The sequence below is a fragment of the Amycolatopsis nivea genome (assembly GCF_004522235.1).
Classification (GTDB): domain Bacteria; phylum Actinomycetota; class Actinomycetes; order Mycobacteriales; family Pseudonocardiaceae; genus Amycolatopsis; species Amycolatopsis nivea.
The window spans coordinates 53,065-75,724 of record NZ_SDLT01000045.1 but is presented as its reverse complement, the minus strand read 5'-3'; the positions used below and the strand labels follow the sequence as shown (position 1 = coordinate 75,724).

22 protein-coding genes and 1 pseudogene are annotated in these 22,660 nt (G+C 65.4%); 7 read left to right on the top strand and 16 right to left on the bottom strand.

What is annotated here, in order from left to right:
- Positions 1-781: SAVMC3_10250 family protein (locus tag EIZ44_RS37520; RefSeq protein ID WP_205673428.1), on the top strand; the 781-nt coding region annotated here is incomplete at its 5' end.
- A gap of 7 nt (positions 782-788) precedes the next feature.
- Here EIZ44_RS37520 and EIZ44_RS37515 read toward each other — a convergent pair.
- Entirely contained in the window at positions 789-1,367 is a 579-nt protein-coding gene (locus EIZ44_RS37515; RefSeq protein ID WP_134662611.1) for a hypothetical protein, read from the bottom strand.
- Between the two features lie 312 nt (positions 1,368-1,679).
- Here EIZ44_RS37515 and EIZ44_RS37510 point away from each other — a divergent pair, with 312 nt between their 5' ends.
- Complete coding sequence (locus tag EIZ44_RS37510) at positions 1,680-2,948, top strand: IS701 family transposase (RefSeq protein ID WP_081685074.1); 1,269 nt, start codon at positions 1,680-1,682, stop codon at positions 2,946-2,948.
- Between the two features lie 392 nt (positions 2,949-3,340).
- Here EIZ44_RS37510 and EIZ44_RS37505 read toward each other — a convergent pair whose 3' ends face one another.
- A complete protein-coding gene (locus EIZ44_RS37505) occupies positions 3,341-3,904 on the bottom strand; it encodes a hypothetical protein (protein WP_134733857.1) in 564 nt (187 codons plus the stop codon).
- Positions 3,905-4,421: 517 nt separating this feature from the next.
- Here EIZ44_RS37505 and EIZ44_RS37500 point away from each other — a divergent pair.
- Entirely contained in the window at positions 4,422-6,233 is a 1,812-nt protein-coding gene (locus tag EIZ44_RS37500; RefSeq protein WP_043837219.1) for a vWA domain-containing protein, read from the top strand.
- 350 nt (positions 6,234-6,583) lie between these two features.
- On the opposite strand, the pseudogene EIZ44_RS46330 reads toward EIZ44_RS37500, so the two are convergent.
- The 12 genes and pseudogenes from EIZ44_RS46330 to EIZ44_RS37440 all read right to left on the bottom strand — a co-directional run bounded on the left by EIZ44_RS46330 (position 6,584) and on the right by EIZ44_RS37440 (position 18,335).
- A pseudogene (locus tag EIZ44_RS46330) lies at positions 6,584-7,313 on the bottom strand (DUF2637 domain-containing protein).
- Positions 7,314-7,584: 271 nt separating this feature from the next.
- Complete coding sequence (locus tag EIZ44_RS37490; RefSeq protein WP_134733856.1) at positions 7,585-8,100, bottom strand: hypothetical protein; 516 nt, start codon at positions 8,098-8,100, stop codon at positions 7,585-7,587.
- 456 nt (positions 8,101-8,556) lie between these two features.
- On the bottom strand, positions 8,557-9,798 hold the full coding sequence (locus EIZ44_RS37485; protein ID WP_205673427.1) for an MFS transporter: 1,242 nt from the start codon (positions 9,796-9,798) through the stop codon (positions 8,557-8,559).
- A 127-nt stretch (positions 9,799-9,925) separates the two neighbouring features.
- Entirely contained in the window at positions 9,926-10,420 is a 495-nt protein-coding gene (locus tag EIZ44_RS37480; RefSeq protein ID WP_134668380.1) for an amidase family protein, read from the bottom strand.
- 192 nt (positions 10,421-10,612) lie between these two features.
- Positions 10,613-11,473, bottom strand: coding sequence for a hypothetical protein (locus EIZ44_RS37475; protein ID WP_134733854.1), 861 nt, complete (start codon positions 11,471-11,473; stop codon positions 10,613-10,615).
- A gap of 953 nt (positions 11,474-12,426) precedes the next feature.
- Positions 12,427-12,771, bottom strand: a complete 345-nt coding sequence (locus tag EIZ44_RS37470; protein ID WP_037819993.1) for an MmcQ/YjbR family DNA-binding protein — start codon at positions 12,769-12,771, stop codon at positions 12,427-12,429.
- Between the two features lie 186 nt (positions 12,772-12,957).
- Complete coding sequence (locus EIZ44_RS37465) at positions 12,958-13,260, bottom strand: hypothetical protein (RefSeq protein WP_240691524.1); 303 nt, start codon at positions 13,258-13,260, stop codon at positions 12,958-12,960.
- 333 nt (positions 13,261-13,593) lie between these two features.
- Entirely contained in the window at positions 13,594-15,090 is a 1,497-nt protein-coding gene (locus EIZ44_RS37460) for a flavin-containing monooxygenase (RefSeq protein WP_439098634.1), read from the bottom strand.
- Complete coding sequence (locus EIZ44_RS37455; RefSeq protein ID WP_134733853.1) at positions 15,087-15,563, bottom strand: NAD(P)/FAD-dependent oxidoreductase; 477 nt, start codon at positions 15,561-15,563, stop codon at positions 15,087-15,089. Before EIZ44_RS37455 ends, EIZ44_RS37460 begins: the two co-directional genes overlap by 4 nt.
- Positions 15,563-16,486 carry a ferritin-like domain-containing protein gene (locus EIZ44_RS37450; RefSeq protein ID WP_167754398.1) on the bottom strand — a complete coding sequence of 308 codons (924 nt, stop codon included), beginning with the start codon at positions 16,484-16,486 and terminating at the stop codon, positions 15,563-15,565. Before EIZ44_RS37450 ends, EIZ44_RS37455 begins: the two co-directional genes overlap by 1 nt.
- Positions 16,483-17,343, bottom strand: coding sequence for an SDR family NAD(P)-dependent oxidoreductase (locus tag EIZ44_RS37445; protein WP_134733852.1), 861 nt, complete (start codon positions 17,341-17,343; stop codon positions 16,483-16,485). The genes EIZ44_RS37450 and EIZ44_RS37445 overlap by 4 nt, the downstream gene beginning before the upstream one ends.
- Complete coding sequence (locus EIZ44_RS37440) at positions 17,340-18,335, bottom strand: alpha/beta hydrolase (protein ID WP_134669462.1); 996 nt, start codon at positions 18,333-18,335, stop codon at positions 17,340-17,342. Before EIZ44_RS37440 ends, EIZ44_RS37445 begins: the two co-directional genes overlap by 4 nt.
- 45 nt (positions 18,336-18,380) lie before the next feature.
- Between EIZ44_RS37440 and EIZ44_RS37435 the strand changes: the two genes are divergently transcribed.
- The gene (locus EIZ44_RS37435; RefSeq protein WP_134733851.1) at positions 18,381-19,019 is read left to right on the top strand and encodes a TetR/AcrR family transcriptional regulator; all 639 of its coding nucleotides are present in this window, start codon (positions 18,381-18,383) and stop codon (positions 19,017-19,019) included.
- Positions 19,020-19,038: 19 nt separating this feature from the next.
- Here EIZ44_RS37435 and EIZ44_RS37430 read toward each other — a convergent pair whose 3' ends face one another.
- Positions 19,039-20,130 carry a hypothetical protein gene (locus EIZ44_RS37430; RefSeq protein WP_134733850.1) on the bottom strand — a complete coding sequence of 364 codons (1,092 nt, stop codon included), beginning with the start codon at positions 20,128-20,130 and terminating at the stop codon, positions 19,039-19,041.
- A gap of 194 nt (positions 20,131-20,324) precedes the next feature.
- Between EIZ44_RS37430 and EIZ44_RS37425 the strand changes: the two genes are divergently transcribed.
- Entirely contained in the window at positions 20,325-20,843 is a 519-nt protein-coding gene (locus EIZ44_RS37425) for a DUF2165 domain-containing protein (protein WP_134733849.1), read from the top strand.
- Between the two features lie 32 nt (positions 20,844-20,875).
- Here the strand turns inward: EIZ44_RS37425 and EIZ44_RS37420 are convergent, their stop codons facing one another.
- A complete protein-coding gene (locus tag EIZ44_RS37420; RefSeq protein ID WP_134733848.1) occupies positions 20,876-21,439 on the bottom strand; it encodes a TetR/AcrR family transcriptional regulator in 564 nt (187 codons plus the stop codon).
- A gap of 121 nt (positions 21,440-21,560) precedes the next feature.
- Between EIZ44_RS37420 and EIZ44_RS37415 the strand changes: the two genes are divergently transcribed.
- Together EIZ44_RS37415 and EIZ44_RS37410 are read left to right on the top strand one after the other, a co-directional pair.
- On the top strand, positions 21,561-22,292 hold the full coding sequence (locus EIZ44_RS37415) for an oxidoreductase (RefSeq protein WP_134733847.1): 732 nt from the start codon (positions 21,561-21,563) through the stop codon (positions 22,290-22,292).
- 13 nt (positions 22,293-22,305) lie between these two features.
- Positions 22,306-22,656, top strand: a complete 351-nt coding sequence (locus tag EIZ44_RS37410; RefSeq protein WP_134733846.1) for a VOC family protein — start codon at positions 22,306-22,308, stop codon at positions 22,654-22,656.
- The last annotated feature ends 4 nt before the right edge of the window (positions 22,657-22,660 follow it).

The following is a 22,660-nucleotide window of genomic DNA, read 5'->3' as shown; positions in this document are numbered from 1 at the left end:
TCAAGATGCCGCACCGGAGCCAATTCAACTTGCCGAAACCAAGTGGTCGACCATACGACCCCGGTCCGTTGAGGCGACCGTGGGCGTGCCCGGCGCTTCGACGAAGCTGACATACGGGGGAGCTGCGAACACCGCTGTGACGTCGGCTGAAACGGCCGCGAAGCTGGAGAAAGTGATTCGGTATCTCGAGCGCACGTGCCGCGTTGTCGACTTCTCGTCACCCGGGCTTCAAGCCAATCAGTGGGTGTCGTTTGACCTCGACATGACGTACGGAACCGGGCATGAGGACAGTGCCATCCCCGAGGTCGGCGACGATATCGTCCTGTTCGGAGGCAGTATCGACCCTGGGCCGGGATCTCAGGAGATCGAACTGCTCCTGTGCGGGTCTGTCAATCATCTTCGAGATCGAATCGCCTCCAGCGGTCGCATGGGCTCAGGAAGCGACTGGCTATATGAGGTTATCAAAGCACTCGAGGAACGTGATCGGAAGGGCATCCACGTGGTGCCGGAATTTCTTACCAGCCTGGTGCATTGGAATCGCCCCCGCCTGGATCCCGATAGTATCGTCCGTGAGGTTTTCGGCGGACTCATGCGATCGGCCTTTCCCGCTCCGGACCGCGGACGACTTCGAGGGATAGCTCGCGTCCTGCGAGATATCGACGACGATAAGCGGGTCACCAGACTCATCTTGGGGACACCACTCTATGTCGAGATTCCACCGCCTCGCAGGATCCGACAGGGATGGCGCAGACTGAAACTTTCCATGCGGCGAGCCGACTGACGTCTCCTCAGCGCCGAGTCACGCCTTCGAGTTCAACGCCGACTCGGTCACGAACTCGATCTATGGCAGCAAGCAGGTCTGACCGACTTTCCCACACCCGAGACTTCCATTCGCCTAACCGCCTTTGCTCCTCCTCGCCTGACATATCAGCACCAATGGCTATCATGGCGCTGTTGACAAACTTACTCGAGATACCGGAAAATTCACGCAGCCGCTCACGGGTCATCTCGCTCCAATAGAACTGAGCTGACGCGAACTCATATGGCACCCTCAGAGTCTCCCAGGGCCACCGATCCAATGTAGCTCTTGCCTGATCACGCACAGAAGCGTCGTCCATGCAGCACCCGGACCAAACCTCGTCAATTGTACGTTCGAGATCATGTAGCCATCGTCCCAACTGATCGTAGGCTTCGGCACGCCGAGCATTCTTCTGTGCCTCCGCGGCCGAGTCCACCTGCATCTGGAGCTGCGCGCGAGCCAGCGTCAGATGCACATCGATGTTTCGCTCAAGCACTCGGATGTCACGTCGCGAGCGATATTGCGCCGCGAAGTAGCCAACAGCGAGCCCGATCAGAAGGGCTGCCATCACAACAACCTCAGATGACACAAGTCTCCTTTCACCAGGAGTCGATTCCTTCGCATTCAGGCCCGGATCGGCAAGTTGCTGGGCCAAATCCGAACAACTGTCGGATCAGGGCTCTCCTCGCGCTGCCCGATCCGCCGCAGATGTTACGCTTTCTAATACTCCAGCTGTAGTTCGTGATGTGCTGGGCGTGTCCGTGAGATAGGCGCGGCCACCACGTGATCATGGGTGTTTGTGAAGACAACTCAAGATCGTGTGGTGGCCGCGGTTGCCAGCGTAGACCGTGGTCGGTGGCAGTGGTTGCTGGGTGAGGTCATGGCCCGTGTGGCGGGCCGGTTTCGCCGGGTGGAGACCCGGCGTCGGGCGGGCCGGTTCGTGCAGGGGTTGCTCTCGGAGCTGCCGCGGGTGAACTGCTGGACCATCGCTGAGCAGGTCGGGGACCGGACTCCGGACGGGATGCAGCACCTGTTGTCGCGGGCGTCGTGGGACGCCGACGGGGTTCGTGACGACTTGCGGGATTTCGTGGTCGAGCACCTCGGCGACAGTGACGCGATGCTGGTTCTCGACGAGACCGGGGATGTGAAGAAAGGCGTCCGCACTGTCGGGGTGCAGCGGCAGTACACCGGCACCGCGGGGCGGATCGAGAACTCGCAGGTGTCGGTGTTCCTGACGTACTCGACCTCGCGCGGGCACACGTTGATCGACCGGGAGCTTTACCTTCCCGAGAGCTGGGCCGACGACCGGGATCGGCGAGAGAAGGCCGGGGTTCCGGGCGAGGTCAGGTTTTCGACGAAGTCCCGCCAGGGCGCGGCCATGATCGCGCGGGTGCTCGACGCGGGTGTCGCGGTGGGATGGGTGACCGGCGACGAGGTCTACGGCAAAGACGCCGCCGGGTTGCGCGACCCGCTGGAGAAACGGGGCCAGGCCTACGTGCTGGCGGTCGCGTGCGACTACCGCGTCCCGACCGCCGCAGGCAGGGTCCGAGCCGACGAGATCGCTGCTGGCCTGCGGAAACGGGCCTGGCAGAAGCTGTCCGTCGGAGCCGGCGCGAAAGGACAACGTTTCTACGACTGGGCCCGGATCCGGCTGCGTCCGGACGGGAAAACGGGCTGTCACTGGGTGCTGATGCGCCGCAACCGGCGCACCGGCGAGACCGCGTTCTACCGCTGCTACAGCCCTGAACGGGTCGCATTGGCCGAGCTGGCGCGGGTCGCCGGACGACGCTGGACCATCGAGGAAACCTTCCAGACCGGCAAAGAACTCACCGGCCTCGACCAGCACCAGGTCCGCACCTGGACCTCCTGGTACCGGTGGACCACGCTGGTGATGCTCGCCCACGCCTTCCTCGCCGCCGTCGCTGCCCACGCCCGCGACACGATGCCACCCGAGGGCCTGATCCCGTTGACACGCAACGAGATCAAGCACCTCTACTGCACACTCGTCCTCGAACCAGCCCGCGCCGTCATCGACATCATGGGCTGGTCAACCTGGCGCCGGCACCACCAACACCGCGCCCGACAATGCCACTACCAGCGACGACACCGACAACCAGCACCCGATCACGAACTACAGCTGGAGTACTAAGCTGCACCAACGGCTAGAGCACGCGCCACCGCACCGCAGCGATGACGTGCCAGCGAAGTTCGCACTGCCGGTTCGCAAGCAGGTCTTCGACGCTACGCACCCCTGGACTGCCACCGAGACGATGCCAGCACGTGACACGTCGGCGCCACGGCGGCCCCGCCCATACCGATCCACTGCTCCGTCACGTGGGGTGGCTCGCCGCATGGCAGCTCCATATGTCGCGGGACCCGGTGCTCGCCCCCCAGTACACCATGACCCGACGCCAGGGCGAACTCGACTAACCACGATTGCCCGTCGACAGCTGCGGCGGGGACATCCTCCAACATGCAGCCATCGCGAGGGATTGCAACCATGGCCACGTGTGCACACGAACACTCTGGCACGTGGTGAAGCTACAGCCTTTTCACCCAGTCCGCAGGCCAGTTTGACTTCAGGAACGAAGGACCAGCGATCACTTCGCCGTTTTCCAGTGTAATACTCGGATATAGGTACCATTTATATCGACTTAGATTTGTTTCCACTTGTGACACAAATTTAAATGATTGAGTAATGGAACCATGACTGCGCAGCTCGATAGACTCTTCATGACTCGGACTTATTATTCGCAATTCCTTAATTTCCGGCGGATCTTCGTCCATTTCACGCGGATTCACTGGAATCTCCACAGTTTCTCCGACTATGCTGATCTTTTTGATAGGAAAACTATGCGGCCCGTGGTTGGAAACCCGCACGGTACCACTTACGTCACCAAATGGCCGATATCGGTCCATCGAGTGCGTTGTCCGGATATCGACCGCAGTGACGGCGACCTCTATTCTTCGAGCCCCCCTTCGGTAGTTTGCGATCGATACTATCAGGCTTGCAAACGAAATGACTGCACCAAATATTGCCATAACGCGCGCCAAGGGATCCGCGCCCACGAGCCCCCTCCCCTTTCTACCGATCGACGGGATCACGTTTCAAGATTATACACAAGGACCTGCAAGCTGGCCTTATTCTGTTGATACAAAGAAGACTAACCTGGATATCTGGCTATTGTTCCTTTAGCGTTACGCTGTGAGACTCTTGCATTGACAAGAGTGCTCGGCAAGGTCCTCCAGCAAGGTCGGCGAGCGCCTGCACTCCTGCCGCTGGGAGGTCTTGGAGCTCGTCGAACGGATGAATCTCCTACTCCGCCAGCGCTCGACCGCCTCCGGCCTGTTGATGGCACTGAGTGGGACGCCGATCCCGAGGCGGGCAAGGACACGGCGCACGAGGCGATGGTGGAGTAACAAATGCGGCCGCTCGCCTGCGCGGTCCGAAGATCCTCCTCGACGGCACCCAACCTGAAGATCCACAACGGGCGTCACCAGCCAGCCGATCTACCTCGTGCTGACCATCAGCGGCGAGGGTCGCTGGGGCACCCCCGAGGCTCCTGGTCCGGCGACGGGTACCGATCGGAGCGGCTGATAGCGGCTCTGGCAAAGTCGGGGGATGGCAGATCAGGCCTCCGTCTCCGATCTCATCGCCGTCCTGGAACTCGGCACCGCCTCAGGCGACACCGACCTCGCCGACAAGCTCCGGAGCGCGTTCGGCGTCGCCCCCGGAGCCGACCTGGCGAACGCGCTGGAGGCCGTGCCACCGGGCGACGTGCTGGCCGCGCTCGCCTCGGCGGTCGCTCCGGTGGCCAGGATGGTCCACGACCTCTACGCGTGGCTCGGAAGACTGGCTGACGTCCGGTCCACCGCCAACCTCAGCGTCAGGGTGACCGACGCCCAGATACAGACGATGGACCTGGACCCCTCCCGCTACGAAGCCTACGAGCAAACGATCGTGGAGGAAGTGTCGAGGACGGAGTTCGACCCATCCCTGCTATCACCCGACAGCAAGCTCTTGACCCTTCACGACTCACATTGGAAGCCCTCGTGCCTCGACGGCACGATCCCGCCGTCCGCGCGGTGCAAGAACTGCCGCCCCGGAGTTGCCGCGGAGTACCGCGAACTGGAGCAGCTACTGCGTGTCGCCGTCGCAGCGATGTCCGATGACGACATGCAGGCAGACACACTCGTCGACGGAAGAACGGGCTTCCTCGAAGACCTGGCGCGCTTGCTCCCCAAGGTCACATCTCGCGTGTGGTCCAGGCCGGAGTGTCCATACAGCATTCGGTTCTTCGCCGACTACCTCCGCCTAGGCCTGCCGGACCTCATCGGCTGCTTTCGCGACGTCAGTGCCCAACAGCTGAAGCGATTCTTCGACCTGCCGTATTGGAAGGCCAGATGGCAGGTCTACGAGCTGTGGATCCTCAGGCTGGTTCTCGACAGCTACGACACCAGTCGATGGATTCCCGCCTTGACTGACGGCGCATGGGATCTCAAGGCAGGCTCTACGAACCCTGAGGCCATCGCGACAGCACAGCTGATCGACGGCACAGAACTCCGCTGCTACTACCAGCACGAGTCGGTCCCGCCAGCCTCACTGTTCCCAGGCCTGCGCGACCGTCCGGAACTCCTCGTCACTCTTGCCCAGGCACCCACCGAACCAGCTTCACCGGGCACCGATATCGAACCGGTCCTGCTCGCTGTCGAAGCGAAAGCACGCTCCAACTACGGACCGCAGGACCTCAAGAGCGCGACCCTCCCGCTGCTCGAGTGGCGACCCCGCCGAGTTCTCGGCGCGTCCTACTTCACCAGCACGGGCACTGATCAGCTGCACGTCCAGCAATTCGCCGGCACCCCGGTGGGAGTTGCCGAAGCCCTCGTTCCCGGATCCGCCTCAGGACCTGCAACCACCGAGTGGCTAGTGGAGTTGTGGCAGGAACTCCCCCGACCGCAGGTCACCATCATCGCCGGTGACATCAGCAGAAGCATGCCACCGCGTGCAGCGAAGAAGCATCTTCAAGCCATGGCAGAGCTGGCCAGAAACGTACCCCGTCCTCGCTGGGCCGACAGCCTCGCCGGAGCCGACCTCCTGTTCCTGTCGACCTTCGGCGGCCCGACGCCTGGACTCAGGTTGCTTCGGGAGTTTTCCGCCGAAGCAATCGCGAAAGCTCGGATTCAGCTTGCACCGGGCGACAGCGGACAGGACCTCGAACGAGCAGTGGCCGAATGGCAAGCGGGGCTAGGCAATGTCCCAGCTCACCGGATAAATCTCTACGTTCACCTGATCACCGACGGTCGGTGGACGGACAACGATCTGGTAGCGCTTGAAAGCTACCGGCTCGCCGGCGCCAGAGTGCACCTCCACCTCGTAGATGCGCCAGCTCACCCCCGGTTCAGAGAGGAGTTACGGCCCTTGGTGGTCGAATAAACTGAGATCCGCCTTGACACTGAACGTGGGTTTCACTCCTGCGGACCTACTTGACCAACATGGCCAGACCAGAGCTCAGCAACGGTCTCCCCCGTTGGACGAAGTCGGTCGTTCACGTCAGGCTCGTACCTGCAGCAGAAGCCCGTGCGTGGAGCCAGTCTCGCGGCCCCGAACGGTCGACACGAGCCAGCGGCAAGCCGTGCCCCAATCACGATCAAGCCAGGCGGCACCGGCGGGCCGCTCCGACCAGGCTCCGGGCCAACCGGCGGGACCACAGCGACGTCCAGTCGCCGTACTGGCCGGAGTCCCACGATCTACCGGCCAACCCTCGGCGCAAGTTCCAGGCTGACTCACAGAGAGGCTTGGACGGCACGCAACGGTCGCTGCTCCACTGACGCCGATAGCCGCCCGTTGTCACGCCACCTCCGGACCATCCGCCGACCGTAATTGTGCATGCCGACCATCCGATCCAGCTCAGCACCGCTCGGCGTGCGCCCCTTCGCGCGCTCCACCACGAAGTAGGCCCACATCCGCTCCTCCGCGGTCAGCCTCGCCTCGTCCGAGACCACAGCGAGACTGACCTCCGCCCCAGTCTCGACATGAGACTCGCGCCAGTCCTCACTCTCGTCGCCGGTCTCGGAAACACGACCCGTAGCCACAGGCGCAGCCTCGGCCCCTTCGCCGTTTCAGGGCGCCGTTCAGCAGCTCCACCGGCAGCAACACCGCCAGCGGCGGGCACGCAGCCACCAGCACGCCGAACACGCTCAACCGCGAAGCCGAACCGATGTTCGCGCACAGCGACAGCGAGATACCGAAGCCGAAGGCCAGCCAGGCCGCCCAGCGCCCACCAGCACGAGCACTATGGCCGTTCTTCCACAGCTCGACCGTCGCCGTAGTCAGCAGACCGTCCACGATCAACGGCCAGATCGACGCCGTCGACGCATCCGCACTAAACCGCAACACGAACTCCCGACCATGACGATACGACGCGTATGCCGCACCAAGAGCCACCAATTCCGTACATCCACACTGGATCCACAACGCCCTATCCCGACGTACCCGATCACCAACCACGTTCATCGCCACCACCCCCGCCGACCCGCCCAGCGACCCCAGCACCACGAACCCGGTCGGACCATGCGACAGAGACCGACATCTGTGAGCCCGAGGGGAGCCCGAGAGAACATGGACACGACGACACCGAGTGACAGATGACAACACTTCGGACTGTCCAATCCGCACCCTGAGCGGACGAAAAGGTCTTGTCCGACGTCACTCGGCACCGCCCGGCAGGTCAGACCGTGGACTCTTAACCAGCGGGTTCGGGGTTCGAGTCCCTGATGGCGCACCCTCACTCCCCAGGTTCGAGAAGTTTTCGACCTGGGGATTTGGGTTTTCCGGAAGCTTTTCTTCCGGTTCTGGACTGTCCATTGTGGTCGTTGGCGAGCCCGAGACTCCTCGCCGACTGCTGCGGGATGATCGCCGCCGTCGCTTCCGCCGCCACGAACGCGACCTGAGGCAGGACCGTGGTGTAGGTGTCGGAGGTGACGGTGATCGAGGAATGCCGCAGCATCCTGTGAGTGCCGAGAACTGTGTCACGCCATGTGACCTGCTGATATTCATGGATCAGTCCGCCGAGCCGATCACGACGCCGAACCCGCCCCGAGCCGGTCATGCGGCCGGGTACCGAGACTTGATCGGGCGGCCGTTGATGCAAGGAGCGATGAGGTCGATGGGGGTTGAAGTAATCGACATACTCGGCCAGCACTTGCTCCAGATGAAGGTGCCGTCGTGGCAGGAGATGGCCCCAGGCGTATAGACCGAGGCCGGGGAAGATCGTCTCGACGAAGAACGCGATGCCGTCCATGGTGGACAGCGGGCCGACCACCTTGCCCGTAGTCGTCCATCAGCCAGGGCAATAGGATGTCCATCGCGGACCTGCGGATCATGTCCAACAGTGCGCCGACCGCGAACAGCGCTCCCGCCCGCCTGAGCCGACCGCGTTCCGCCGCTCCGCGACCAACGTCAGCGCAGGCATCCCCGAACGACAACTGCCCCAGGACTAGCGCCCCGGACGGATTCCCGTCCGGAGTGAGCACGCCAGGCAGTTCGTCGGGCCGGCTGTTCGTGTTGAGCGGGCGCACGGGCCCGTGGCGGGGGAACGTGATCCGGCCGCGGCCAGGCCTCGCAGGCTCATACGCGCGCAACGTCGCGGTGCCGCTGCCGAAAACCGATATGCGCCGCCGACATTTCAACCGCGAGTGTCGTGGCTAGCACCATCGTCCGCTGTCCTTGTTCAGACGATGCCCTTGCGGACAGACCATCAAGAACGCACAACCCGACCCGCCGGTCGGGCGATCCTGCGGATGGGCCGGCTGAAGAGTCCCGCCGCGGCGCACATAAGCAGCGCGGCCGTACACACGAGGGTCCCGGCTTGAGGTCCGAGCGCGTGGGCAACTGAGCCGATGATGTTGTTGGTCGCCAACAGAGTCACACTCTGGATCACCGAGAGGATTGCCTGGACACGAGCGAGATGAGTATCAGGAGCGGCGCTGAGGAGCAGCGGGCTGAGGTGGCTGACGAACATGCCGCTCGCCGCGCCGACGCCTAACGCGCCCGTGATGGCCATTGGCAGCGCTGGCGCGAGGCCAACCGCCAGTTCGCCCACGGCGACCACCGCCAGCGCGAGCGCGGCAACAATGCCGGAGCGGGCGAAGATCCCGCGGCGACTGATGATCAGGGTTACGACGATCGTGCCCATGCTCTGGGCTCCGACCACAAACCCCGCACCGGTCGAACCCCATCCGTGCTCTCGCGCCAGCAGCGGGATCAGCAAAGTTGCAAAAGGCAGCACGAATCCCGCCGCGCCCGCGACGAGCAACAGGACGGGTCCCAGTCCGGAGGTCCTGACCGCGACCTGGATCCCTTCCCACACCTCGCGCAGGATGTGCTTGCGCTGCGCGGGCGACGGCGGGGTGAACGGCGGACGCACCACAACCAGCACGACCAGTACCACGGCGAAGGTGATCGCGTCGGCCCATGCCGCCGCGGAGAGCCCGGCGAATGCCACCAAGGCACCACCGATAGGAGCACCGACCAGACTAATCACCTGCGTTCCGCTCTGACGAAGCGCGACTGCCCGCGGGAGCAATTCGGGCTCGACGAGCCGGCGGGGCATCGATCCGGACGAGGGCAGGTAGAAGGCGTCGTTTGTGCCGACTATGAGGGCAGCTATCACGAGAATGGCCAACGGTGCCCCAGCTGCCCCCGACACGACAGCCAGTGTTACGGCGACAACCAGCATCACGGCATCACCGACGATCATGACCTGTCGGGCACCGAGCCGATCGCCGACGGCGCCGCCGAACAAGAGCAGAATCGTCCGCGGCAGCGCGACCGCCGACAGAATCCAACCGGACGCCAGGCCGCCGTGAGCCGAGGCCGCCCACCCCAATGCGAAGTACAAAGCGGCGTCGCCGAGTTGCGACACCAGAGCACCGCCCAGCCAGACGTGAAAAATGCGGGGAAGCACGGCTTTCTCCGCTGTACTGGACGATGCTGTCACCACGAATCTCCCCCAGTGGTGCACGTGCGCGATGGGCATTCCGGCCGTCGGAAGCCATCCACAGCGTGCTCGACCTCGGCTGCAAATACCAAGAGCCACCAATCATATCCACGGCGTGCGGACAGCATTACAGCGAAAGGGGGCCCGGGTCCGCCGGGAGCCCAACCGGGACTGTGATGCTTGGTCTGCCTTCGACGTTGGCAGGGATCGTGAACGGCGCGAACTCAGCTTGCGCTGCTACAGCAGCCACCGGGTCGGAACGCCGCAGCTCACCGATCGCCAGTTTCGGACGCGAACAGCCGGGACCGAGCTCGACATCCACTCGGTTGTGGGCAGCGTCCAGCAACGCGACCTCGCCTGATAGGTCGGCCGGCACCACAGCGGCTCCGAGCCGCCGCAGTAGCCTGGTCACCTCCTGCAGATCGTTCTCGCGTCCGACAGGGACCGGCAGTTGCGCGACATATGCGACCCAGGCCGTGAAATAAGCGGCGGTCGCTTCTTCACTCAACCGAATGTCGGTTTCGACCAGTTCACGCCCGGCCCTCTCGAGCGCGTCGGCTGCGGCACGCACGGCAGCGCGGATCCGGGGATCGACCGACGCGAGTATTGCGTCCGAGCACACGCGCCCACGCGCTGGCGCTTCTGTTGCGGCTCAGGGCGAAGGTATCCGAACGCCGCCGGGGCTATACGGGCATCAGCATGTCACGGAGAAGTATTCGGAACATCCCACCCGGCTCACTCCGCTACAACCCGACCTCAGGCCAACCGTTGAGCACTTAACTGAGGACGCCGACCTAGAGTGTTGGCCTATAAACTAGGCCCCTGGGCTTTCCCATTGCGCCCTGTTCACCCCGTCCGAGTCCGGCATCACGGCGCACCAATCGCCCATCAATCTGTCCGCCAGCATGAGGGAGAAACCCTCACCCGTAACCTCAGAGAGCGTATCGGCACCACCGGGGTAGGCCCGATAGCGCAGCTCACCGGGCAGCAGTGGGGCTGCGAAGGCCGTGAAGTCGTCCTCCAATAGCTCATTCCGGGGTTGCAACGCCGGATCGCTTATCACGCAAACCAGTGAACGTGGCCGCATGAGCCGGGCCACCTCGGCTGCGTTCTCCCGACTTACGCGGAACCATCGGCACCCGGAGGTACCGTACGCCCAGCGCTCACACACTAAGGTGAGGCGTTCGGATATCTTCGCCACCGTCTCCCAAAAACTCTCGTCCGCGACGGCACCAACAGGATTCGAGATCGCGGTGGGCTCAGGAGCTGCGTCGCGCCACTGGAGAATCGCGTCCTGGGAACGGAGTCTCGCGAGATCGGCGGCCACCGCTCGCGTCAGGTAGAGGTGTACAGCCCCGTCCCATCCCGACTCGATCTGAAGCCGCTCCGGGATGGAAAGCTGGCAATACGGCCCGCGCCCCGCTGCCATTCCCTCGACAAGGTCAATCGCCTGCGGGAACTGGACCTCCGCGCCGTTGCGAAGGCCGCGGTGCCTGTCAGGAAGGGGGTCATTCACCAGTAGCTCGCCGACCTCTAGAAAGTCAATGCCGCTCTTCGCGATCACCGCAGTGAGCACCTGGCGCAGTGCTGCCGCATACGAACTCCAGGCATCTGCGTCTGCCAACTCCTCTCTCACTCGCTCACTGCGAGGGCTGATGATCAACTCCTTGCTCATTTCGCCAGCCATGTCAGCCCTCACAGCTCTCCATCAGGCCCGATGTCCAGTCCGCAGGTTCCATCTCGAGCTGAGTCCTTAGTCGGCTGGAAGGGATTTCGGAAATTCGCACCCTTGAAAACGGCATCCATGTTCTCCCAGATCGCTGTATTACCTGCGGACACCTGCTCGGTCTTCGTGTATCCCAAGTACTTTGGTCCGACAGGCGCTCGGCGCGGCAGATCGGACGTCCCCACCACGTTGCCTCGACCAGAACCCGCCGGGTGGTGACGGTGTAGCGGCCGCGCGTGAGAGTCGCCTTCGTCCACTGCCGATCGGCCAGCGTCAAGGTCAACGTCGTAAGGCCCGCCTGGATGGCGACACCCCAACGCCAGGCAAACCCGAGCACCGCGAGTCCGGTCACGTATCCGAGCAACAACACCCACGGCCACCGGGGCCGCTTCCGGAACGGGGAATGGCCGGTCCACAGGACCGTTTCGCCGGGTTCCAGCTCCTCTGGTCTTCGTCCTCCCATACTGAATGCATACCCCGTCGGCACTCCCCTGACTCGTGACTTCCTCGCCGCCCGCGAAGGCGTCGTCGCATAGGCTCAAGCAACGCCACCTTGCTCAGAATGCTTCCATGAAACGCGATAATTTGCACCTCAATATCGATGCAAAACGTATTTGTTTCCTTTTCCAGCCGAGGTTTCCGCAGTTTTCGAAGACGTCCAGGAGCCGCTGCGCTCGTGATCGACCAGTCGGCACGATCAGCATGACGCATCGCGGTCCAGGTTCGAGCGGCTGTCGTCCGCGAGCGGGGTTCCGGCTCAGTCACGATCACGGTGCCGCCCGACGCTTCTGCCTCGGGCGTGCCGGGATACTTCGGCTTTCCGCCCGCGGCCGGACGAGGCACTGATCAGGGTCGAGGTCACGCAGCCGCGGCGGTGCGCGCCAGGCAGTGGCCGTCTCGGTTCAGCCCGCGTCCAGATACGCCGCCGCCACCTTCTTGGGCACGCACATCATCCAAGCGTTGACCACCAGCTCGGCGAGTTCGTCAGCGTCGAGTTCGCTCAGCACCGCACGGACCCAATTGAAGCGCAGGTCCGACTCACGGGGAAGCTGGAACTTGTGCGGCTCGGCAGCGACGAGTCCGGCGCGATGCTCCTTCGGATACGCGAACCCCATCGTCGATTCGTCCGGTGACAACGCGAGGTAGACGAGCCGTCCGACGCGGAACTTCACCTGGTCTCGCACGACTCCTTCCTCGCTTCGCGGCAACGACGCGGTGAGCGCGCGGATGTCCTCGGCAGTGACCACTGTTCCTCCTCGCGAGCCCTTTGCGATCGAACCTTGCCGTTATCCGCGTCGTCTCATGACCGGCCGATCAACCGGTCGACTGTCTGCCGCGGCATTGGCAACACTGAAGTATGGCAGTCGGCGACCATGTCCGGGTCTCCGTTTCCGGCAACGAAAAGCAACCGCCTGGGATGCCCCAGTCTCGGGTCAAGCCCGGGAGAGGTCCATGGTCCAGTTCGTCTCCCAGGTCTCGCCGCCGTCGCGGGAGAACCGCTGCTCCCAGCGCGGAGTGTCCGTCGTGGTGCCGGACCAGACGAAGTGGACCCGGACCGGCGCGCCGTCGTGAACATCGTTGCCGTAGAAGTCGCCGCGTCCGTCCCGGAAGACCCCCTCGACCGCCGGGAACAGCACTCCGCTGCGGGTGTCCGACCAGTAAATGCGCCACACTTTTTTCTCCAGGTCGAACAGGCGCAGGGTGACGCCGCCGAACCCGTGCGTCGGGAAGGTCACCTCATCGATGTTGCCGATTCCGTCGAGTACTCGAGGAAGGCAGTCAGCCGTCGATTGGCCACATTCCAGGAACCGAAGAGAAAGTCGAAGTCATGCATGCGCCCACTATCGAGGGAGCGATCGTGCCGGTCAAGGGCGATTCCGGGAACTTCGGACATACCCAACACGTTCCGCGCGGATGATTTCGCTCGCCAGCTCAGACACTTGTCAGGGCCTCGGGCCATCAACATCCGAATCGAGCAGTTGATCATGCGCTGTCAACGTGAAATCCGCATTGCGCAACGGGTTTTATGCGTTCTTCGCGTCCCGGCCGCGAGACGCGGGTAGCCGCGGTCATCGAGCGGAACTGCTGAATTCGTAGGCCCTCAGGGGGAAGTGGTTGGCGTCCCACATGGTTTCCAATGTGGACGCCGGGCGAAGCGGCGCGTCGCCGTGTTCGTCGAAGTAGTAGCTGTTCGCCGAAGAGCACTGGCCTTGGAAGAAAATCTGCTTGTCGCGTCGTCCGAGCATCGCGTGGAAGTACTCGGCGTTCGCTTCCTCGGTCACCTCGATCCGGGTCGCGTTGCGTTTTCTGGCTGCCTTGAGCAGGCGGATGATGTGCTGGCTCTGGGTTTCGATCAGGGTGAAGTAGGACGATCCGTTGTAGCCGTAGGGGCCGAGAATCGAGAAGAAGTTGGGGAAGCCGGGCACGCTGACGCCGTGGTAGGCCTGGAAGCGGTTCTCGGTCCAGAACGTCTCCAGGTCGGTTCCGCCGGAGCCGCGCACCGGGTACGCTGGCATGTTGCCCTTCTCGAAGACCTTGAAGCCGGTGGCCAGGATCAGGACGTCGGCCTCGTGGGTGCGGCCGTCGGTCGTGCGCACGCCGGTCGGGGCGATCGCCTCGATGGAGGTTGTCTCGAGGCGGACGTTCGGGCGGTTGAACGTCTTGAGGTAGCTGTTGGAGAAGCTGGGACGCTTGCATCCCAAGGAGTACGCGGGGGTGAGCTTTCGGCGCACCTCCGGATCCTTGACTGAGCGCTTGAGGTGGAGGCGGCCGAGTTTTTCCCCGAAGCTGGCCGTCGGGACGTAGCCGTGAAAGTGCGCGGCGAGCGGGAACGTGACTTCCACATAGGACTGGCTGATCAGCCTGGCGACGGCCTTGCTGCCCGGGACGAGTCCGAGTGCGGTCCGAAGTGGTCCGGCGATGCTGGCGTCCGGCTTGGGCAGGCACCAGATCGGGGTGCGCTGGAAAACCGCGAGGTGCTCGACGTCCGGCGCGATGGACGGGATGATCTGCACCGCCGAGGCACCGGTGCCGATGATCGCGACGCGTTTGCCTGTCAGATCCGCGCCGTGGTCCCAGCGGGCGGTGTGCATGAGCGTGCCCGCGAAGTCGTCGACGCCGGGGATGTCGGGCTTCTTGGGTTTCGTGAGCACGCCAGTGGCATTGACGACGTATCGGGCGGTGAGGGTTTCGCCGTCGCCTAGCCGGACGCGCCACAGCGAGGTCGCGTCGTCGTACTCGGCTCCGGCGACTGTCGTGCGCAGGCGGCTGCGGCGGCGGATGTCGTACTTGTCGACGCAGTGCTCGGCGTAGGCCTTCAGTTCGGCGCCGGGCGCGTAGACGCGGGACCAGCCGGAGAGCTGCTCGAACGAAAACTGGTAGGAGAACGACGGGATGTCGACGCCGACCCCGGGGTAGGTGTTCCAGTGCCAGGCGCCGCCGAAGCCGTCGCCCTCCTCGAGGACGAGGTAGTCGCCGAACCCGGCGCGGTCGAGCAAGATGGCGGCGCCGATGCCGGACAGTCCGCCCCCGACGATGAGCACCTCGTGGTCGGGACGGATGTTCATGCGGACTCCTTGCTGGCCTGGATCCGCGCGGCGGCGAATCGGGAGGTGGCGCCGACGACGACGGTGTCGACGCGGTACTCGACGCCGTCCGCTGCGCGGACGCCCTGGTCGACGATCGCGTACGCCGGCCAGTGCACCAACCGGGTCCGCGGGTCCTGCAACGCCGCGTAGTAGCTCGGGCTCACCTGGGTGCGGCCGGAGTCGTAAGCGCGGTGCGGGGTGAGCTGGCGCCGGGTCCAGGCATCGCGGACCGCCAGCCGCAGCCAGGTCTTCGCCGCGACCCGGCGCAGTGGCGGGGGCACGCCGACGGGCGTGACCCAGGCGGGACTTTCCTCGAACACGACGACCGAGGAAGCCGTGTGGAGCAGCTCCGGCAGGATCGAAGCGGCCTCGGCACCGGTGGCCAGCAGAGCCACCCGTTCACCGACGTAGGAGTGCTCGAACCAGTCGGTTCCGGTCAGGAGACGGGCCATCAGGCGACCGCCTCGGGAGACAGGCCCTTGACCCAGGACTGGGGCTTGCCCAGGAGCCTCGCCGGCATCTTCCCGGTGAGCTTGACCATCGGGTCGGCCAGGAGCCGGTGGTAGGGGTGCTCGCGGTCGGTGATCATCCCCGCCAGCACGCGGAAGATGTGGTACGTCGGCACGTACCGGGTGTGCTCGCCGCGTCCGCCGATCTTCGCGAACCGGCGGACCGCGTTCATCAGCTTGCGCTCGTCCAGGCCCATTCCCACGACGTTGTCGCGGATCTTGTTGATCAGCGGCACGAACACCACGATCAGCCCGACGAGCACGCGCGGGTCCAGGAGCCCGACTCCCTTGACGAGGTTCTCGACCGGGCCGCGGGCTCCGATCAGGTCGAGGACCTCGAAGTCGGTGGTGATGTGCCGTGCCTCGTCGGAGTTGATGTGCCGGAAAACCTCGTGGCACACCGGGTCCTTGACCTCGTCGGTGAGGAACTTGACGAGCGCTCCGTCGAGCGCGACCTCGAGCATCGGGATCAGCGCCGCCAGACCGGTCAGCGGGAGCTGGTCGCCGTAGGTGTCGAGGACCTTGATCGCGAGCTTGACGTTGATGTTCGGCTCGGGGACGCGGCCGTCCTCGAGCATGCCCCAGCGGCGCATGAGGGCGAGTTCCGCGTTGGCGTGCTTCTGCTCCTCGGCGTGGAAGTAGCGGTAGATCTCGCGGATGGCGGGCGTGGGCGCCTTCTTCGCCAACGCGGCGAAGCCACGCGCGCCGATGTGCTCGATCCAGACCAGATCGGCCATGAACGGCTTCATCCTGGCCCGCGTCTCGTCCGACATCGTCTCCGCGCCCGGCGCGTCCCAGTCGATGTCGGCCAGCGACCACTGCTTTCCGATGATCTTCGCCAGCATGGCGTCGAAGTCATAGGTCACAGGTCTGCTCCTTCGGGATCCGCTTCGGTGCTGAACGGCGCTACTCGCGCGAGCAAGCCGCCGATCCGTGCGTGCGCGGCCGGGGTGAGGCGCTTGCTGAGCCAGATCGCGCGGGCGTCGAGCTGGGGAACGACGTACAACCGGCCCTTGTCGTGCCCGTCGAGCGTCATCCGGGCGACCTTCTCCGGCGACATCCCGACCACGTCGGCGATGCGGGCCGCGGCGCCCGATGCCGCGCGGTCGATCAGCTCGCCGCTGAAGATGTTCGTCCGCACGAACGTCGGGCAGAGCACCGTCACCCGCACCCCGGTGCCGGCGAGCTCGGCGGCGAGGGTCTCCGACAGGCTCATCACGCCCGCCTTGCTCACGTTGTACGCCGCCATCCTCGGCCCAGCCGCGAACCCCGCGGCCGATGCCACATTGACGACACCGCCGCGGCCCGCGTTTTTCATCGCGGGCAGGAAGTGGTGGCACCCGTGGATGACGCCCCACAGGTTGATCCGCAGCGTGCGTTCCCACTCTTCGAGCGGCGTGTGTCCGACGGTGTGGCCCCCGGCTCCGATGCCCGCGTTGTTGATGAGCAGCGTCGGGGCGCCGTCGAACCACTCGAGGCAGCGGTCCCGCAGACCCGCGACTTCCTCGGAGCCGGCGACGTCGCACCGTACGGCGAGACCGACGCTCCCGGCTGCTTCGACGAGAGCAACCGTTTCCTTGGCGCTGGCTTCGTCGATGTCGGAGCAGACGACCCGGGCGCCGCGCTTCGCCAGCTCGATCGCGAACGCGCGCCCGATTCCGCTGCCTGCTCCCGTGACGACGGCTGAAGCGCCCTTCGTCACGGGCTTGGTGAATCCGATCATGCCGTAGCCACCTCCGCGGGGACTGGCCGCGCCGAACCGCGCGGCAGATGGGTCTCGATGAAGTCCGCGATCGCGGCCAGTCCGGCCTCGCTCTCCGGCAGCACGGCGGTCATCGCCTGGAAGACGTGCATCAGCCCCGGCCAGATCCGGTGGTCCACGGTGAAGCCCGCTGCTTCGATCCGGCGGGCCAGCTCGGTGGCGTCGGCGGCGAGCATTTCCCGGGAACCGGCGTGCACCAGCGCGGGCGGGAAATGCTCCAGGTCGTCGAAGGCCACGCGCAGCGCATCGCTGCGGAGGGCCTCCTCGTCGGCGTACCGGCGCAGGACGCGCCGCGCGACCGCGGCGGCGGCGAACGGGTCGCGCTCGATCCGGTCGCGGACCATGCCGCGGGCGAGGTCGAGCTCCACGACGGGCGAGAGGGCGACGAGCGCGGCGGGGAACGGCCGGCGCGCGCGGACGAGTTCGAGCACCAGCAGAAGGGCCAGATGACCGCCCGCGGAATCGCCGGCGACCACGATGCCGGCGGGGTCGTGGCCCTGCGCGACGAGCCAGTCCCAGGCGGCGCGCACGTCGTCCGACGCGGCGGGATAGGCGTGGGACGGCGCGAGACGGTAGTCGACCGAGAAGACCGGGAGACCGGTGCGTTCGGCGATTTGCGAGGTCAGGCCGCGGTGGGTGCGGCTGGAGCACACGACGTACCCGCTGCCGTGGATGTACAGCACGACGCCGTCCGAGCGGTCCGCGGCAGGCGTGCGCACCCACTCGCCGCGCACGACCGGACCCGCGCCCTCCTCGACCCGCTCGAACGTCGCGCCCCGCACCGGGCGGGATCCGAACCGGAGCCCCGCGGCGATGAGCGACCGGCTCACGAGCGTGCCGGCCCGTCCGTTCGGGATGAGCCGGGTCAGCGGCCGCCAGGTCGCGCCGAGCAACCCCATCGCCGCGCGGCTGCGCAGCGAGAGTCCCGGGGCCGGGTAATTCTGAAGGCGCATGCCCTCAGATTGGAGGTTCGCGCCTTCGGCTGTCAAGATCGGGCCATGGCGCGAGTCGAGAAGGGACGGCCCTACGGCGGGAAATCAGCTGACGAGCGGCGTGCGGAGCGCCGGGCCGCACTGCTGCTCGCGGGACGCGAACTGTGGTGCGAGAGCGGCTGGGCTTCGGTGACGATGCGCGGTGTCTGCACCCGCGCCGGCCTCACCGACCGGTACTTCTACGAGTCGTTCACCGGCCGGGACGCACTGCTCGTGGCGGTCGCCGAGAGCGTGCGCGACGAAATCCTCGCCCTGATTCTCGAGGCGGTTCTGCCGCGTCGCGACGCAGCGCTGCGCGTACAGCTTCGAGCCGCCCTCGAGGTCGTGGTCAGCCAGATCGCCGACAACTTCGGCACCACCCAGATCTTCTTCGGCGAGCACGGCGGCAGCGACGTCCTCGAGTCGATGCGGCGCGACACCGTGCACGCCGTCGTCGACATGTTCATGACGTACGCAGAACCGAAACTCGCCCCGGACGCGTCCGCCGCCGAATTCCGGGTGGCACTGCTGGTAGGCATCGGCGGCTTCGTCGAAGCGGCGACGGCGTGGCGCTCCAAAGCCGTGCCGATGACCGCGCCGGAACTGATCGACGCACTGATGCGCATGGCCGAACGCCTCGCGGTCGGGTTCGTGGATTTGTCCTGAGGGGCGACCGCGCGCCGCCTCAACGGTGCTCGATGCGCCCGAGTTTCGCGTGGCCCAGGATCGGGTAGCCGGGCAATCCGATCGCCACAACGCCTTTCTTCGGCTGGCCCCCTACCCACAGGACCCCGGTCGCCCGCACCGTCGGGACGACGGGGGAATCGCCGATGGACACCGTGCGGGATCCTTCCGGCGAGGTGACCCGGCAGGTGAGTTTCCGGCGACTGCCGCCGTTTCTCAGCGAGTCGGGGACGATCCGCAGTGGCGTCCAGTGGGTTGCCCGAATTGCCCGCGGTGCACGGATCAGCCACTGATGCAGGGATGTCGCTGACGTCCAGACCAGAGCGGCGGCCAGATAGAGCCCGAGGAACGTGGCGAGCCCGAGCAGTTCGTCGGATTGCCGGTAAGCGTGCAGCAGCAGGGGCGCATAGGTGGCGACCAGCCAGGCCGCCAGTGCGAGCTTCGTGATGGCGGCCGCGATTCTCCGGGGCCGGTAGAGCCTGATGATGAGGCCGAGTTGCTCGTTGTGCGTCGGAGGCAGCACCGAAGCCGACACCGGATGCGCCGAGTTCGGCAGTTCGCGGGCGCGCAGGACGGCCGTGCTCACGGTGCCTGGGACCACGAGCCCTGCCCGGCCGGAAGGTTCGGGGCCTACCACCCAGACATAGCCCCTGCTGTTGATCAAGCCGTTGACCACTGGCGGGCCGATGCGGAACCACTGGTCGTCGGCCAGCCTCAGGTACAGCGCGCGCTTCGTGGCCCGGAGCATGCTGCCGTCCACGGGCACTTTGCGGAACGGCAGGTCGAGCAATCGCTCCCGCGCTTTGCGCGGGGCACGGAAGGTGGCCCGGACGAGCAGCCAGGGCCTGGCAGCCACCAAAGCAGTCGCGACAGCGGGAAGTGCGAGGTAGATCTTCGACCGGGCGAACACAATCAGCGCCACGCCCGCCGCCACGAGGGCGAACAGGATCACGGCGCGTCTGCGCAATTTGCCCTGGTTCCAGCGCAGGCTCGGCGCGAACGATCGGTCCTGATTCGCCGGCAGACCCTCCTCCGGCTCGAGAACTACGACGCGGTCCGCGGGCGGCGTGTCGGCATCGGGGACTGCGCTCATCGGCGGATCCGTCCTGACCAGGCGGCTCCTGATCGGACCCGGGTGAGCAAGAGATTAGTACGCGAGCCTCCAAGCGTCGCCAGCCCTCGCGATCCGCGGCGGCCGCTCACGATCGCCCGGGAAGCGTGTGGCACAACTGCGCATCCCCGCAATTCGCCCCTAAAACACTTTGCCCATAAGTCTAGTATTCAGGTATGCCTATTTTCAGCAGGTTCAGCGCCCTCCCCGCCGCAGTCACAGTTCTCACGGGAACAACAGCCCTGCAGATGACACTTGTCGCAGTCGGAAACATCACGGACTTCGGCACCAATCAAGATTTCGTCCGCCATGTTCTGGCGATGGACACCACATTTCAGTCGCCCAACATGATGTGGCGCGCCATAACCAGCCCCGGACTTGCCGATGCCGCCTACCTTGCCATCATCGCGTGGGAGGTTCTCACCGCGCTGGTGCTCATTTGCGGATTTATCGGCTGCATACGAAACCACATATCCGGGCACGCTTCGTCGACGGCCTATAAGCTGTCCGGCCTGGGCTGGGTGATGCAGTTGATGCTTTTCGGGATCGGTTTCCTGGCGATAGGCGGAGAGTGGTTTCAGATGTGGCAATCGAGCAAGTGGAACGGTCTCCAGGCAGCCCTTCCGCACATCATCATCGCCTCGTTCGGTCTCGTGCTCGCTCACCTCGCCGCGAAAGATTCACCGCAGCGCTAGGACGCAAGCGAGTCGAAGCATCCGGTCCGTGGTCACCGGATGCGCAAGCCGTCGAAGAGGATCGACACGATTTGCCGCGCCTCGTCCTGCCATCCGTCGGTGACCTGCAACGCGCAGATGCCGCCGAGTGCGTGCAGGAGGGTGGTACCGGCGATGTCGTCCCGCACGAGACCCGCCGAAGCGCCCTCGGCAAGCAGCCGGGCGAGGGCGCCCGCCATCTGGGTGCGGGCCTCGCCGAATACCGGCGAGTTCGTCGTCATGATGTGCTGCAGGGCCACCGCCATCCCCTTGCCCACGGCGGCGTGGTCGACCAGCAGCATCAGGAAATGCCGCAGCGCCTCGTCCGGGGACCGCGTCTCCAGCAGTGCGGCCGGTGCGTCGCACAGCTCGTCGACTTCCTTGCTGTAGACCGCTTCGATCAGGGCTTCGCGCGTCTCGAAGTGACGGTAGAGCGTCCCGATCGCGACGCCCGCGTTGCGAGCGATGTCCTCGACATGCGCATCAGCGTCTCCCGCGAGGAAGGCTTGCCGAGCTGCGGCCAGCAGCGCTTCGCGGTTGCGCCGGGCATCAGCGCGCAGCGGACGGGACGACGGCACCAGAACCTCCATAAGGTGAGTCCGACTCCGCTTGTGTACTATTAACGGAGTCAGACTCACCTTACTGAAGCGAGGCCTGGATGAAGCCGCCAGGAGAAGAACTGCACGGGCTGCGGGTCCTATGACCGGCGGCAGCCGCGGCATCGGCGAAGCGACCGTGCGCCGGTTCGCGGCAGCCGGGGCGACCGTGCTGGCCGCCTCCCGCACCGCACCCGCGGACGGTCTGCCTGCCACGTTCATCGCCGCCGACCTGTCGAGCGCGGAAGGAGCCGCCGAACTCGGACGGCGCGTCACCGAAGCCGTCGGAGGGGTGGATGTCCTGGTCAACAACGCCGCCGCGGCCAGTTCCGCGGCTCCGACGCTGAGCCGCACCGACGAATCCTGGTTGGCGGACCTGGACATGAACCTCCTCAGCGCCGTCCGTCTCGACCGCGCTCTCGTGCCCGGCATGGTGGAGCGCGGGTCCGGCGTAGTCGTGCACGTTTCGTCGATCGCGAGCCGGCTGCCGCAGCGCACCGAAGCGTCCTACGCCGCCGCCAAAGCAGCGCTCAACGCCTACAGCCGCGAATTGGCGACCGAGGTCGGTCCGCAGGGGGTGCGGGTCGTGTGCGTGCTTCCGGGATTCGTGGTCACCGACGGCGCGCTCGCCCATCTGCAGCGCATCGCAGATCAGCGCGGCGTCGGCCTCGACCAGGTGAAACAGCAGATCGTCGATCACCTCGACATCCCGATGGGACGGCCGGGAGAACCGGAGGACGTCGCGGAGATGATCGCGTTCCTCGCCTCGGACCGGGCCGGCTGGCTCACCGGGGCGCAATTCCGGGTCGACGGCGGGATCATCCCCGCCCTCTGACGAGAGGAAACCCATGCGCACCACCCTTCTTTCCCTGGTGATCGACGCCGCCGAGATCGACGCCGAAAGCGCGTTCTGGCAACGGGTGCTGGGCGCCTCGGTCACGAAGACCGCGAGCCACCACTTCCTCCAGGCCGACGGATTCCCCGCGCTGGTGGTACAGGCCGTGCCCGGCCACGTGCCGCCGACCTGGCCGGACGGAAACGACCAACAGCTGCACTTCGACCTGCGCACCGACGACCCGGCTGAAACGCACCGGCTGGTCCTGGAAGCAGGCGGACGGTGCCTGGAGCCCGGTCAGCGATCCGGCGTCCGGGTCTACGCGAGCCCTGCGGGACATCCCTTCTGCGTTCGGCCGTCCTGACCGC